The 13,112-nt window shown below is 34.0% G+C and carries 14 protein-coding genes; 11 read left to right on the top strand and 3 right to left on the bottom strand.

Going from position 1 to position 13,112, the window contains the following annotated elements:
- Positions 1 to 18: 18 nt before the first annotated feature.
- From Q0845_RS23170 to Q0845_RS23160, 3 genes are all read left to right on the top strand, one after another.
- Positions 19 to 204: a hypothetical protein gene (locus tag Q0845_RS23170; protein ID WP_298518776.1), complete on the top strand. Its 186-nt coding sequence runs from the start codon at positions 19 to 21 to the stop codon at positions 202 to 204.
- Positions 205 to 446: 242 nt separating this feature from the next.
- Entirely contained in the window at positions 447 to 2,900 is a 2,454-nt protein-coding gene (locus Q0845_RS23165) for a T9SS type A sorting domain-containing protein (RefSeq protein WP_298518772.1), read from the top strand.
- 80 nt (positions 2,901 to 2,980) lie between these two features.
- Positions 2,981 to 3,769 (top strand): T9SS type A sorting domain-containing protein, encoded by a 789-nt coding sequence (locus tag Q0845_RS23160; protein WP_298518769.1) that lies wholly within the window; start codon positions 2,981 to 2,983, stop codon positions 3,767 to 3,769.
- Positions 3,770 to 4,315: 546 nt separating this feature from the next.
- Here the strand turns inward: Q0845_RS23160 and purE are convergent.
- Both purE and Q0845_RS23150 read right to left on the bottom strand, forming a co-directional pair.
- On the bottom strand, positions 4,316 to 4,801 hold the full coding sequence (purE, locus tag Q0845_RS23155) for a 5-(carboxyamino)imidazole ribonucleotide mutase (RefSeq protein ID WP_298518766.1): 486 nt from the start codon (positions 4,799 to 4,801) through the stop codon (positions 4,316 to 4,318).
- 1 nt (position 4,802) lies between these two features.
- On the bottom strand, positions 4,803 to 5,957 hold the full coding sequence (locus Q0845_RS23150) for a 5-(carboxyamino)imidazole ribonucleotide synthase (RefSeq protein WP_298518763.1): 1,155 nt from the start codon (positions 5,955 to 5,957) through the stop codon (positions 4,803 to 4,805).
- A gap of 198 nt (positions 5,958 to 6,155) precedes the next feature.
- On the opposite strand from Q0845_RS23150, the gene Q0845_RS23145 reads away from it, so the two are divergent.
- From Q0845_RS23145 to Q0845_RS23120, 6 genes are all read left to right on the top strand, one after another.
- Positions 6,156 to 7,259 (top strand): adenylate kinase, encoded by a 1,104-nt coding sequence (locus tag Q0845_RS23145; protein WP_298518760.1) that lies wholly within the window; start codon positions 6,156 to 6,158, stop codon positions 7,257 to 7,259.
- Positions 7,249 to 8,055: a DUF3050 domain-containing protein gene (locus Q0845_RS23140; RefSeq protein WP_298518756.1), complete on the top strand. Its 807-nt coding sequence runs from the start codon at positions 7,249 to 7,251 to the stop codon at positions 8,053 to 8,055. The genes Q0845_RS23145 and Q0845_RS23140 overlap by 11 nt, the downstream gene beginning before the upstream one ends.
- Positions 8,056 to 8,073: 18 nt before the next feature.
- The gene (obgE, locus tag Q0845_RS23135) at positions 8,074 to 9,072 is read left to right on the top strand and encodes a GTPase ObgE (protein ID WP_298518753.1); all 999 of its coding nucleotides are present in this window, start codon (positions 8,074 to 8,076) and stop codon (positions 9,070 to 9,072) included.
- Positions 9,073 to 9,133: 61 nt separating this feature from the next.
- The gene (locus Q0845_RS23130) at positions 9,134 to 9,574 is read left to right on the top strand and encodes a hypothetical protein (RefSeq protein ID WP_298518750.1); all 441 of its coding nucleotides are present in this window, start codon (positions 9,134 to 9,136) and stop codon (positions 9,572 to 9,574) included.
- Between the two features lie 38 nt (positions 9,575 to 9,612).
- Complete coding sequence (locus Q0845_RS23125) at positions 9,613 to 10,584, top strand: hypothetical protein (RefSeq protein ID WP_298518746.1); 972 nt, start codon at positions 9,613 to 9,615, stop codon at positions 10,582 to 10,584.
- Positions 10,581 to 11,276 (top strand): peptidase E, encoded by a 696-nt coding sequence (locus tag Q0845_RS23120; protein ID WP_298518742.1) that lies wholly within the window; start codon positions 10,581 to 10,583, stop codon positions 11,274 to 11,276. The genes Q0845_RS23125 and Q0845_RS23120 overlap by 4 nt, the downstream gene beginning before the upstream one ends.
- Positions 11,277 to 11,467: 191 nt before the next feature.
- On the opposite strand, the gene Q0845_RS23115 is transcribed toward Q0845_RS23120, so the two are convergent.
- Positions 11,468 to 12,145 carry a carboxypeptidase-like regulatory domain-containing protein gene (locus tag Q0845_RS23115; RefSeq protein ID WP_298518739.1) on the bottom strand — a complete coding sequence of 226 codons (678 nt, stop codon included), beginning with the start codon at positions 12,143 to 12,145 and terminating at the stop codon, positions 11,468 to 11,470.
- Between the two features lie 157 nt (positions 12,146 to 12,302).
- On the opposite strand from Q0845_RS23115, the gene Q0845_RS23110 reads away from it, so the two are divergent.
- Positions 12,303 to 12,683, top strand: coding sequence for a cyclophilin-like family protein (locus Q0845_RS23110; protein ID WP_298518736.1), 381 nt, complete (start codon positions 12,303 to 12,305; stop codon positions 12,681 to 12,683).
- 3 nt (positions 12,684 to 12,686) lie between these two features.
- Positions 12,687 to 13,058 (top strand): VOC family protein, encoded by a 372-nt coding sequence (locus Q0845_RS23105; protein WP_298518732.1) that lies wholly within the window; start codon positions 12,687 to 12,689, stop codon positions 13,056 to 13,058.
- Positions 13,059 to 13,112 lie beyond the last annotated feature (54 nt).

The following is a 13,112-nucleotide window of genomic DNA, read 5'->3' as shown; positions in this document are numbered from 1 at the left end:
GAAAAACCTAATTATAAAATGTTTTTGGTAAGCTTATGTAACGAAGCTGATTTTCGAATTTTTATAAGACTCAAAGATAAAGATTTTACCTATAACGAAATTGCTCTAACGATGAAAAGTATGATGATGAACAGAATATTAACACTTCTCATAGAAACAGGACAGTTATTGATTTCAGTGATTCCAAGTATGTATTCACTTTAAATATACTATCATAAATATTTAAAAAATTGCTTCAACACTGATTGTAAGAATTTTATGCGATAAAATCGGTATTTGAGCGGACTATTTGATTGTTTGATCGATTTTAAACCTTTATCTTTGTAGGAAAAGGTTATTTTTATAGTAAGTCATATAGTTTTATATAAGTAAAGTGTAATTTATCTAAACCTTTGAAGACCAAACTATAGACAGTTTACGTATATAAATTTAAAATTGCCCCAAAGATGAAAAAAATATATATGTTAAGCCTCATAATGATTACAACATTAGGAGCATTAGCGCAACCACCAAATGATGGTTATTATTTAGACGGAGTTGATGATTTTATCGAATTAATTGACTCAGACAATATCAATACTACTACTATAAATGATAGAACCATAGAAGGTTATTTCAAAGTTGACGATGCAACTAGTCGTCAAGTGATCTACAAAGAAGGTGGAGGAACACGAGGAATTGTAATGTATGTCGAAAATGATTATGTAGTTGTTGGCGGATATAATAGATCTAATAGTGATTACACACCACGATGGAATGGAACATACTTCAGAGAACCTATTAGTGACGACACTTGGTATCACATAGCCTTAGTATTTGATAATGTAGGTGTTCCTGTAAATAATCCAATCGCAGCTTCAGATAATACAAGTCTAAAATGGTATTTAGACGGAACTTTAATGGATTCACGTGCTGGTTTTGAAATTAGAAGTCACTCAGGAGATATCAATTTAGGTAGATCAGATGCTACTAATGTGCGTTACCCAAATTGTGGAACTTGGACATCAGGAGGAAGTTCAGAATATTGTTTTAACAACAACTCTTCTTCTAACTCTAGTAATTACTTTGCTGGTAATATTTGGGGATTTAGAGTTTGGAATGATGTACGTACCGCTACCGAAATAGATACTAATAAAGATGTTTTAATAACGACAGTAGGAACCGATGATTTAGTAGCTGCTTTAGATGGAGACACTATTACATATTTGGATGATGATGATGATGTAGTTACAGATTCAGCAAGCAACAAAACAGAAATTACTTGGTCAGCAACCGCTGCAACAACAAGTTGGACAACTGGAAGTAATTGGGTTGGCGGAAGCGCACCAAATGCTGCAAAATTAGAATCTGTAGTCATTCCGTCATCTACAAATTACCCTGTACTTACGGCACATACTATTGTTGGAGAATTAACTGTGAATGCAACGGCTTCTATTACGGTGAATGCAGGCGCTACTTTAGATGTATATTATGATGTTACCAATGATGGAACAATTACTGTTGAAAATGATGGAGCATTGTTATCTAGAGAAAGTAGAGATATAAAAGGTACTGGAAATTTTGTAATAAAAAGAGATTCGCCCAATTATACAGATCATCGTTTTTATTCATATTGGTCAACACCTGTCGCCGAAGCGGATGCAACAATAGCTACGATTTTTCCAGATGTAGGAGGATATGATTATTACTGGAATGCTTCTGCAACGAATGCTGCTTGGAGCAATGATCATACAGATATGGAAGTAGGAAGAGGTTATGCGCTTAGAGCAAATCACTTAAATGTACAAACTGCAAGTTTTGATGGAACTGTAAATAATGGTGATATTGATGAGCCAGTTTATTATACAGTAGATCCAAATACAAGCGAATCAGGATATAATATTATTGGAAATCCATATCCGTCTGCAATTGATTGGGAATTATTTCAAAAAGACAATACTGACGAAATTGAAGGAACTGTATATTATTGGAGACAAACAGATTCTCCAATCGGAGACAATTTAGCGTCCGATTATATAGAATACAATAACACAGGTTCAAATCCACTTGGAGCAGCCGACGGAAATATTGGAACTGCGCAAGGTTTTGCTGTACAAGCTAAAAGTACAGGTTCTGGAACAGTAACATTCAAAAATTCACATAGAGTTGTAGCGAATAATGATCAATTTTTTAGAGCCAATGGAAATGTTGGCGCGTTTACTCCAGAATCAACTGCAGAAAGCACAAGTAATAGTTTAACAGATGGACGTTTATCATTGCGTATGTCTGGTAATGGATTGTATGTAACACAACTTATAGGTTTCATTCCGCAAGGAACAGAAAGCTATGATAACACTTATGATGGTCCATTTATTAACGAAGGCGCAGGAATTGAATTTTATTCATTCATTACAGACAGTAAAATGTCGATTCAAGCATTGCCAGAATTAACAAATGTTGATGTAGAAGTTCCTTTAGGATATCAAGTATTATCAAGCGCAACGTATACAATAGCAATTGATGCTGAGTATCTATCGCAAGATTTCGATATCATTTTAGAAGATAGATATCAAGGAACATTTACAGACTTACGTCAGACTGCATATACATTTACCACAAGTCCTACAGAAGAAAATGATCGTTTCTTTATCAATGTACAATACAGAAATACATTAAGCGTAGAAGATGTAGAAATCGCTGCGGATCAAGTAAATGTTTTATTTAGTGGTGATGAATTACAAACGCTCACAAAACGTACAGATTTTGAAACCATTACAATGTATGACATCTCTGGAAAACAATTGTTGCAACGAGCATATTCAGACATCATAGTAATGCCGCAATTGGCAAGAGGAGTATATATTGTAAAGTATACCACAGAGTCAGGTATAGTACTCACGAAAAAAATCCTAAAGTCTTAACAGTGAGAAATATGTAGGACACGTAAATTTTGTTTAATATTGCCGTAGAGGTTTTAATTACACCTTAAACAATCTCTACCATGAAAACGAATCTACTCATATATCTCCTATTTTTGGGTGTATGCTTTACGTCATATAGTCAAATCAATCATCATAACACTTCCAAAGAAGGTAAAGCAGCGTATGTTAAAAACGCAGAAAACAGTCCAACTGATGGACGTATTTCGTTACGTTTAGCAGGAAATGGCTCTTTTGTTACAATTTTACTAGGATTCATTCCGGAAGGAACTGTGGATTATGATGACGGATATGATGGCCCTTTTATCAATGATGGTGCTGCCATAGAATTCTATTCGTTTTTAGGAACTACACGACTTTCCATTCAGGCATTGCCAGAGCTTACGAATGTAAACGTACAAGTACCTTTAGGATGCGAACTCACTTCCGATGGATCTTATACCATATCTATTGATGCTGAATTTTTGAGTCCTGATTTTGATATTATTTTAGAAGACAGAGATCAAAATGTATTTACCGATTTACGCCAAACTGCTTATACGTTTTCAGGAGTTACAGGAGAGTTACATGATCGTTTTTTTCTGAATCTTGATTATCACAATACATTAGATATTATAGATGTAGAAGACGCTTCTGATAAAGTATACGCGTATTTTTCTTCTGATCGATTAAAGCTATATAGCCAACGAAACGATATAAAAACAGTAAAAATGTTTAATAGTATTGGGAAACAAATCTTTTCTTCTCATTTTACCAACGAAATTCTGCTCAAAAACATAGCAAGCGGCATCTACATTTTACAGTATACAACTACAGTTGGAGCAAAAATTACCAAGAAAATTGTAAAATAGACATACTAAAATACACTTTATCGATAATTAATGCGCTTTATCGATTCCTTAAAGAAACTTTTTTCGCTATTCTTCAAACTATCAGATAATTAGGAATTTTGTCCTGTTGATTTAGTAGAGATAAATTTTTTTCATGGTTTAACAATATATGTAACCTACTTGACGCATAATTACAATGTTGATAGCCCTATTAACTGTATTATAATTAAAATGGATTGGTTGATGTAAAACCCTTTAAGGAAACTTAGAGGGTTTTTTTATGTATTGAGTTGAGGCTAAAATAAACGTTTTAGGAGCAGAAATGTCTTTCATCGAAAAGTTTAGTCATTTCAACGATAAAACCAATTTTTACGTATCAGAATACTAGAAAAAACGCGCAATGCAATACATTTGAATCATCAATACAAACTACTTTATCCAAAATTTATTTTTGGGGTAAAAAATGATTAATAATATGGTAGGTTAGTTTTATTTTTGAATGGTTTGTAAAGATAAAAAAGCCGCTTTTCGAAGCGGCTTTTACTATTTTTAAAATGTTGTGTTTTTTTATTGAGACACTTTTTTAGCGCCTTCTATCACTTTTTGTTTCAATCCTTCTTTGTATACTAAAATTTTATCCAACACACATTTGTCAGAACTACCAATAATTTGAGCGGCTAAAATTCCAGCATTTTTTGCTCCATCTAATGCAACCGTTGCTACAGGAACGCCACCAGGCATTTGTAAAATAGACAATACAGAATCCCAACCATCAATAGAATTTCTAGATTTTACGGGAACACCAATGACAGGCAATGGAGATAAGGAAGCCACCATGCCAGGCAAATGCGCTGCGCCACCAGCACCTGCAATCACAACACTAATACCACGTGTATGTGCATTTTTTCCATAATCGAATAACTTCTCAGGAGTTCGATGTGCCGAAACAATATCGACTTCAATCTCAATATCAAACCCTTTTAAAATATCAATTGCTTCTTGCATTATAGGAAGATCACTTGTGCTTCCCATAATAATTCCCACTTTTGCCATATTATTTGCTAATTACGTTGATTGTTTGTTTTACGGTTGCGGCTACTTTTCGTGCTTCTGCAACATCTTTATTTACAATAGTTACATGTCCCATTTTACGAAACGGACGCGTTTGTTTTTTACCATAAATATGTGGTGTTACACCATCAAGCTGCATAATTTTTTCAATATTCTCATATACCACATCGCCAGTATGTCCTTCGGCACCAACCAAATTGACCATAATTCCTGCCACTTTGCTTCCTGTTTTACCTAACGGAAGATTCAAAATTGCGCGAATATGTTGTTCAAACTGATCTGTATAACTGGCTTCAATACTATAATGTCCGCTATTATGAGGTCTTGGCGCAACTTCGTTTACTAAAATCTCATCATCTTGAGTTTGAAACATTTCTACGGCTAAAATCCCAGTATGTTCAAACGCTTCAGAAACTTGCAATGCTACTTGAGTTGCTTTTGCTTCAATTGCAGCTGGAATTCGTGCTGGACAAATAACATATTCCACTTGATTGGCTTCTGGATGAAATTCCATCTCCACTACAGGATATGTTTTAATTTCTCCAGAAACATTTCTAGCGACAATTACAGCGAGTTCATTTTTAAAATCGACCAATTGTTCGCACATGCATTCTACATTGGGTAAATTTTCCAAATCTTCAATAGTACGTACTACTTTTACGCCAGTTCCATCATATCCAAACTGTGTACTCTTCCACACAAACGGAATAGAAATCACATCATTTTCTACACTATGGATTAGCTCTTCTAACGACATATATATAGAAAATGGAGCCGTAGGAATGTTGTGTTTCTGATAAAAAAGCTTTTGAATACCTTTATTCTGAATGGTTTGTAATGTTTTTGCAGATGGATATACATGCACACCTTCATCTTCAAGCTTTTGCAAAGCATCTACATTTACGTGTTCAATCTCAAAAGTCAACACGTCTACATTTTTACCAAAATTATATACAGTTTCAAAATCCATCAAGTCGCCTTGATGAAAATCATTACAGGCTATTTTGCAAGGTGCTTCGGCACTTGGATCTAATACGGAAGTATACACATCAAACTTTCGCGTGGTATACAGCAGCATTTTTCCTAATTGGCCGCCACCTAGAATTCCTAATTTAAAATTAGAGGAGAAATAATTCATTAGTTTTCACATTTTGTGACAAAAGTACAAATCTAAACTCGTAAAAGTAAACTCGTTAAACGTTATTCATAAATCAATTTGTATCTTTGCACCTTTAAAATGATTCTGTACTAGTATTTGGAAGATAAAAACAGATAAAATGTTGCATTTTTTAGCTAGAAAAAGGACGATTTTATCATTTAAAAACACAGTTAAAACGTGATTAAACTACACGATAAATATTTCAAAAAATTTATCTCTGAAACTCAAATTCAGGAGACTGTTGCTAAACTAGCTTCAGAAATGGCAGAAGATTTAAAAGATGAAAATCCAATTTTTATCGGAATCTTGAATGGTGTCTTTATGTTTTTCTCAGATTTTATGAAAATCTATCCATATACCTGTGAGATGAGTTTTATAAAATTAGCTTCTTATCACGGAACTTCTTCTGGAGACATTAAGGAACTCATTGGACTTTCTCAAGACATTGAAGGAAGAACAGTAGTTGTTTTGGAAGATATTATTGATACAGGAAACACTTTAGAAGAATTACACAAAATATTTAAGGCAAAAAAAGTAAAGAACTTTAAAGTTGGAACTTTATTCTTTAAGCCAAACGCATATCAAAAACAACACAAAATAGATTATATCGGGATGGAAATTCCTAACGAATTTATTGTAGGCTACGGATTAGACTATGACGAATTGGGAAGAAACTTACCCGAAGTTTATCAATTACACAATCACAACATGATCAATTTAATTTTATTCGGAAAGCCAGGTGCTGGAAAAGGAACACAAGCAAACTTCTTAAAAGAAAAGTACAACTTGGTACATATTTCTACAGGAGACGTATTTAGATATAACATAAAAAACGGAACTGAATTAGGAATTTTAGCCAAGTCATTCATGGACAAAGGAGATTTAGTTCCTGATGAAGTAACTATTAATATGTTACAAGCTGAAGTAGAGAAAAACCCAGAAGCTAACGGATTTATTTTTGATGGTTTCCCAAGAACTACAGCACAAGCAGAAGCACTAGATAATTATCTAACGTCAAAAGACATGGGGATTTCTGCAACAATTGCGATGCAAGCTGACGATGAAATTTTAATTCAACGTTTACTGGAACGTGGAAAAGTAAGTGGTCGTGCAGATGATCAGGACGAAGAAAAAATTAGAAATCGTTTTGACGAATACAATCAAAAAACAGCTCCATTAATTGACTTTTATAAGAAACAAAACAAGTTTCACCGTGTAAATGGTATTGGAACTATTGAAGAAATTACAGTTCGTTTAAACGCTGTTATTGATGGTTTATAATAACGAAATATACATACAAAAACTTACACAAGAATTGGCGCCACTACAACAACAAATAGTGGCACATTCTTTATATAACAAAGTGAATTCTGTAGCAGCGTTGAATACGTTTATGGAATATCATGTGTTTGCCGTATTTGATTTTATGTCATTATTGAAAGCATTACAAATACATTTAACGCAGACAAGTTTGCCTTGGACTCCAAAAGGAAATCCTATTACAAGACGTTTTATCAATGAAATTGTTTTTGGAGAAGAAAGCGATATTGACAAAGACGGAACGCCAATGAGTCACTACGAAATGTATGTGGAAGCTATGGAAGCATCAGTGGCAAATACAGCGAAAATTACAGCGTGTATCACGCAGATTACAAATGGTAAAAGCATTGCAGAAAGCTTGATTGCGGTAAACGCACCAAAAGCAGTGCAAGAATTTGTTAACTTTACCTTTGCAGTGATTGAAACACAAGAAGTACATAAAATTGCAGCAGTATTTACTTTTGGTCGAGAAGATTTAATTCCAGATATGTTTTTGGAAATGGTCAAAGGAATTGATCAAAAGGGAATCGATGTGAATCTAGATAAATTTATTTATTATTTAGAACGACATATTGAGCTTGATGGAGACGAACACGGACCCTTAGCTTTACAGATGATTCAAGAGTTATGCGGCTCAGACGCTCAGAAATGGGCAGAATGTGTTGCGATAAGCAAAGAAGCTTTGCAACATAGAATTGCACTTTGGACGGCAATTGAACAAGAAATAGAAGTACATTCGCAGCGACAATTCGCGTAGCGAACAAAAATAGAGACAATGACAGAAGGGAATTTTGTAGATTATGTAAAAATGCATTTGACTTCCGGAAACGGAGGAAAGGGTTCTATGCACCTACTTCGTGAAAAGTACAACGCAAAAGGCGGACCAGATGGTGGCGATGGCGGACGTGGAGGACATATTATTTTGCGCGGAAACCAAAACCTTTGGACCTTATTTCATTTCAAATTAAAAAGGCATTACAAAGCTGAACACGGATCGCACGGAAGTGGAAATAGAAGTACAGGAGCCGATGGACAAGACGTCTACTTAGATGTACCGTTAGGAACCGTAGTTCGTGATACAGAAACGAATAAAATACTTTTTGAAATTACGGGACATGATGAAGAGCGCATCATTGCGCAAGGTGGAAAAGGCGGACGTGGAAACTGGCATTTTAAATCGCCTACAAATCAAACTCCACGATATGCACAACCGGGAATTCCGGGCGAAGAAATTGATATAATTCTGGAATTAAAAGTATTGGCAGATGTTGGTTTGGTAGGATTTCCAAATGCTGGAAAATCAACATTATTATCAGTCATTACTTCGGCAAAACCTAAAATTGGCGATTACGAGTTTACAACCTTAAAACCTAATTTGGGAATTGTAGAATACCGAGATTACAAATCGTTTGTCATGGCAGATATTCCTGGAATTATTGAAGGAGCTTCTGAAGGAAAAGGCTTGGGATATTACTTTTTACGTCATATTGAACGAAACTCAACCTTGCTCTTTTTGATTCCTGTAGATAGTGCCGATATTTCCAAAGAATACGACATCTTACTCAACGAATTAAAGAAATACAATCCCGAAATGCTCGATAAAGAACGTTTCATTGCCATTTCAAAATCAGATATGCTTGATGATGAGTTGATCGCAGAAATGCGCGTAGAACTCGATAAAGATTTAAACGTTCCGTATATGTTTATCTCTTCCGTGGCGCAATTAGGCATCATGGAACTTAAAGACAAACTCTGGGAAATGTTAAACAAATAATAATGAGCGACTGTAAAGTCGCTTTTTTTGTATCTTTTTTTGAAATAAACAATCAATCATCATGAAAATCATCACATCAAAAACATGTTTCGTACTTCTTTTTTTAATGTCCATTCAATATGTAATTGCGCAAAAAAGTGAACGCATTTCTACCGTAGATTTTGTGCAAATTGTAGATGGAAATAGGGCAGAGACCATTTTTTATTACGAATACAACTGGAAAATTTTACGTACCATGGCGATAAAGAAAGGATACATTGCTTCTTTTGAAATCATGGAAACTCCGTATTCCGAAGAAGCACCGTTTCATCTCATGTTAATTACGACGTACAAAGACAAAGCACAATACGAACAACGCGAAGAAAATTTTCAAAAACTCATCAAAGAAAAGGGAGAACTTCTACTATTGAACGATAAAAAACCTGCCGAATTCCGAAAAAATCTATTCCATAAAGAAAACATAACACATCAATCTAAAGAAATTGTTATAAGAAAAAGTTAAAATTCCATATCTTACGGTCACAAACCGAAAATTTTACCATGAAAAAGTATCTTACGCTGTTGCTTGTTTTTTGCATTCAAGTTGTGTTGGCTCAAGACATTGTTGTAGAAGAAGGCATTGCTTATATAGAAGGTGAACCTTATGTGAAAATCATAAAAAAGAACAAGAAAAACTTCTTTATTTATGATTTAAAAACCAATAAGCAAATTATCAAAGTTCAACTCTCTAAAAAATATAATGTAAGAGCAGAGAAGTACTATCCTAACACAAAAATTTATTTTTTAAAACAGGATATTGATGCTGCTTTTCCAGAAGTAAAAGTGACTTCCCAAAAAGATATCGTTCAATTGTTATTGAATAAAGAGCTGATTTTACCGAATGGCTCTTTGAATGAAGAATATGCGAGAGAATACCATGAAATAACGCCGATAGGAAAACGCTGTAAAAAGACACTTAAAAAAGACTTTGGAGGTATTTTGTATCACAAGTTTAGACCGATTGTAGGTAATGATACCATAGAAATTAATGAAGTGAAGTATGAATGTGTATCTACGGCATTTTATACCAAAAAAGTATTGTATGATCGCTTTGGGAATTGGTCTAAGGAAATTTACAGAAATGCATCTCAACGCCTTCCAGAATTGGTTTGGATGAATGTAAAACTGTTTGAAGATGATGACAAAAAGTTTACAATAGTAGCCAGAGGATTAGAATCCAGAAAAACCATTTATGCGTCTATCATGGTTTTTGACGAAAATAACTATGATATGCTTGATGAAAAATCGCCTTATCGCGATAAAGTTGTAGCACTTTTTTCAGATTTTATACGAAATGATACAGATAGTAAAAAATTCTACAAAGCATATTGGACCAAATACGATCCGAAAGGTTGGATGCGAATACAAGAACAAAAAAGGAGAATGACATCTGCAAGGAAGCATCCATATTCTCCATTTACGCAACCTACAAGTGAATCAAAAATTAGAAAACCGAATAGAAGAAAACAATGAGTGATACACCAACTTTATTCGTTTACGGCGGACAAGTCAATCAAGGATTTGTAAGATATACAGCAGCACTTACAGGAAAAAAGAAACCGCGAATTTGCTTTTTGCCAACAGCTACAGGCGATGCCGCTTGGTATATTGAATATTGGTATGAGTTATGTCATGATTTGGAAATAGAACCACATGTAATGAAAATCTGGATTAGTTCGAGTTCACAAGACTGGGATTTTGAAGATTATTTATTGCAAATGGATGCTATCATTATAGGTGGTGGAAATACATTGAACATGATGACATTATTGAAAGCGCACGAAATAGACAAAGCACTCATGAAAGCATACCATCAAGGAATTGTATTAGCAGGCGGAAGTGCCGGTTCTTTATGTTGGTTTAATGGCGGATTTACAGATTCACGTCCCAAACAATTAACTTTTGTAGAAGGTTTCAATTTCTTGCCGTTTAGTCATTGTCCGCATTACCATTCAGAGCCATCGCGTCGTCCATTATTTCATAGCAATATTGCCAGCGGAATCTTAACTGATGGATATGCTTGTGATGATTTATCTGGAATTATTTTTGAAAACGGAAAACCTGTCAAAGCGATGTCGCTTAACGAAAACAATCATTCGTATTATGTTTACAAAAAAGACGATCAAGTGATTGAAGAACGCTTGGAAGCAGAGATTTTTGACTAATTACGGATTCCCAGGTGCAATTTCAAGATCGTCACTTCGAGCGAAATCTTGAAAATATTTTATATCGAGAAGTACTTTAAAACTAAGCATTTACTTAGTAAGTTCTTGTTTTTTTGACCACAACTTCATGAATCTTTCCTTTTTAGATTGATTTCGTATGTCGTTAAATTTTCCAAATTACGGTACTAAAGTTAGCTTCTAATAGCTTTCTTAGTTTTCAATACATTTCCATCTGCAACAATTCGAATCAAATAGATGCCTTTTGCTTGTTTAGACAAATCAATTTGTGGATTCTTTGACAGTTTTGTATATGTGTTTGATTGTAATAATTGACCGTTCATAGTATAAACTTCCGTTGTTACTTTTGTATAACTTTCATTCAGCTGTAGCTGAAACATTCCGTTTGCAGAAGGATTTGGGAAAAGACGAATCATACTTTTTTCATTTGGAACATTCTTTTCAATAGATACGCCTTCAGATGTTACTCCGCAAGCTCGCCTTATACTAAATTTTGTACATGCAATTTTTGTACACTCAATTTTTCGTTCAGGAACAATAATTTCCATCGCGTCCATTAGCTCTGATGAAGTGTTTAATATAACAGAAACTTTTTTCAGATTAGTAACAGTAACTTCTTTCGTTTCAAAACCCAAATACGAAATCTCTAAAACAGTAACTCCTTCAACGTCCATCGTAAATTGTCCTTTGTCATTTGTAATCGTTCCTTTTTCAGAATTTTTTACAATCACATTTGCGTCTGCTAACACGTTTTTATTTTCATCATAAACAATTCCAGTAATGGTTCGTTTCTGCGCAAAGCAGGATATAGAAATAAAAAATAATAGAATAAAAAGTAATTTGGTTTTCATAGATGATAAGTTTATCATTCCTGTGAAGACAGGAATCTATTATATGTGTTTGATTCTGAATCAAAACTATCGTAACTTCTCCAACTAGAAAATGATAAGTACGTGAACGTTCCTTTTCAGTGAGTAAACCTTCATTTTTTATAATATCATACTTTTTATGCAACCCATTTTACATACAAAAACGGCAAAATTAGAGATCATTTGGGATGAATCTTGCGGAATCATCAATCAAATAAAAGAAAGTAATTCACTTGAAGGAATCGCAACACATATTCAAGGCGAAGTCTTTTTTTATCAATATGAATTGGACATTCCGTTTGATGGCTCCGAACGCGAAGTTTTTGAAATTGGAGATGTTGTATATTGGCGATCACAAACCGACAATACAAAGTTTGGCATTTTGTTCATGTATGGAAATACAACCTATGGCGATGGCACAAAACCACGAACTTCCAGTCCGGGAATTAAAATCGGAAAGATGCTACATCATGATGCAATTCAATTAATTCAAACAGGAGAAAAACTAATACTAGGATAACTTATGAAAAATTTTGATATACAATCCATTCGGCCATTTATAGGTGCAAAAGACTATGAGCTTTCTAGAAGCTTTTATCGTGATTTAGGTTTTGAAGAAATTGTCATACTTCCAAATTTGTCATACTTCCATATGGGAGATTTCGGTTTTTATCTTCAAGATGCGTATGTAAAAGATTGGATAGATAATTCAATGGTTTTTATGGAAGTGAAAGAGTTACAAAAGCATTTTGAACATGTAAAATCGTTACAATTAGACGTAAAATACCAAAATGTAAGACTCAAAGAAATCGTTCATAACAATTGGGGAAATGTATTCTTTATCTACGATCCTTCAGGAATTTTATGGCAAATTGGTGAGTTTGTAAAACGATAAATAATTATAAGAACCTACGTTTTGCTTTCTTTTAATTTGATGAAAACTTTATTT

It is taken from the genome of uncultured Kordia sp., from assembly GCF_947489565.1.
GTDB lineage: Bacteria > Bacteroidota > Bacteroidia > Flavobacteriales > Flavobacteriaceae > Kordia.
The sequence above is the reverse complement of the archived record's forward strand: the minus strand, read 5'-3'. Positions and strand labels throughout refer to the sequence as shown.

Coding starts and splice junctions, on each gene's coding strand:
- Q0845_RS23120 (WP_298518742.1), top strand. CDS start 10,581: ATGAGTGATACACCAACTTTATTCGTTTACGGCGGACAAGTCAATCAA.
- Q0845_RS23170 (WP_298518776.1), top strand. CDS start 19: ATGTTTTTGGTAAGCTTATGTAACGAAGCTGATTTTCGAATTTTTATA.
- Q0845_RS23125 (WP_298518746.1), top strand. CDS start 9,613: ATGAAAAAGTATCTTACGCTGTTGCTTGTTTTTTGCATTCAAGTTGTG.
- Q0845_RS23165 (WP_298518772.1), top strand. CDS start 447: ATGAAAAAAATATATATGTTAAGCCTCATAATGATTACAACATTAGGA.
- Q0845_RS23160 (WP_298518769.1), top strand. CDS start 2,981: ATGAAAACGAATCTACTCATATATCTCCTATTTTTGGGTGTATGCTTT.
- obgE (WP_298518753.1), top strand. CDS start 8,074: ATGACAGAAGGGAATTTTGTAGATTATGTAAAAATGCATTTGACTTCC.
- Q0845_RS23140 (WP_298518756.1), top strand. CDS start 7,249: ATGGTTTATAATAACGAAATATACATACAAAAACTTACACAAGAATTG.
- Q0845_RS23130 (WP_298518750.1), top strand. CDS start 9,134: ATGAAAATCATCACATCAAAAACATGTTTCGTACTTCTTTTTTTAATG.
- purE (WP_298518766.1), bottom strand. CDS start 4,801: ATGGCAAAAGTGGGAATTATTATGGGAAGCACAAGTGATCTTCCTATA.
- Q0845_RS23150 (WP_298518763.1), bottom strand. CDS start 5,957: ATGAATTATTTCTCCTCTAATTTTAAATTAGGAATTCTAGGTGGCGGC.
- Q0845_RS23110 (WP_298518736.1), top strand. CDS start 12,303: ATGCAACCCATTTTACATACAAAAACGGCAAAATTAGAGATCATTTGG.
- Q0845_RS23115 (WP_298518739.1), bottom strand. CDS start 12,145: ATGAAAACCAAATTACTTTTTATTCTATTATTTTTTATTTCTATATCC.
- Q0845_RS23105 (WP_298518732.1), top strand. CDS start 12,687: ATGAAAAATTTTGATATACAATCCATTCGGCCATTTATAGGTGCAAAA.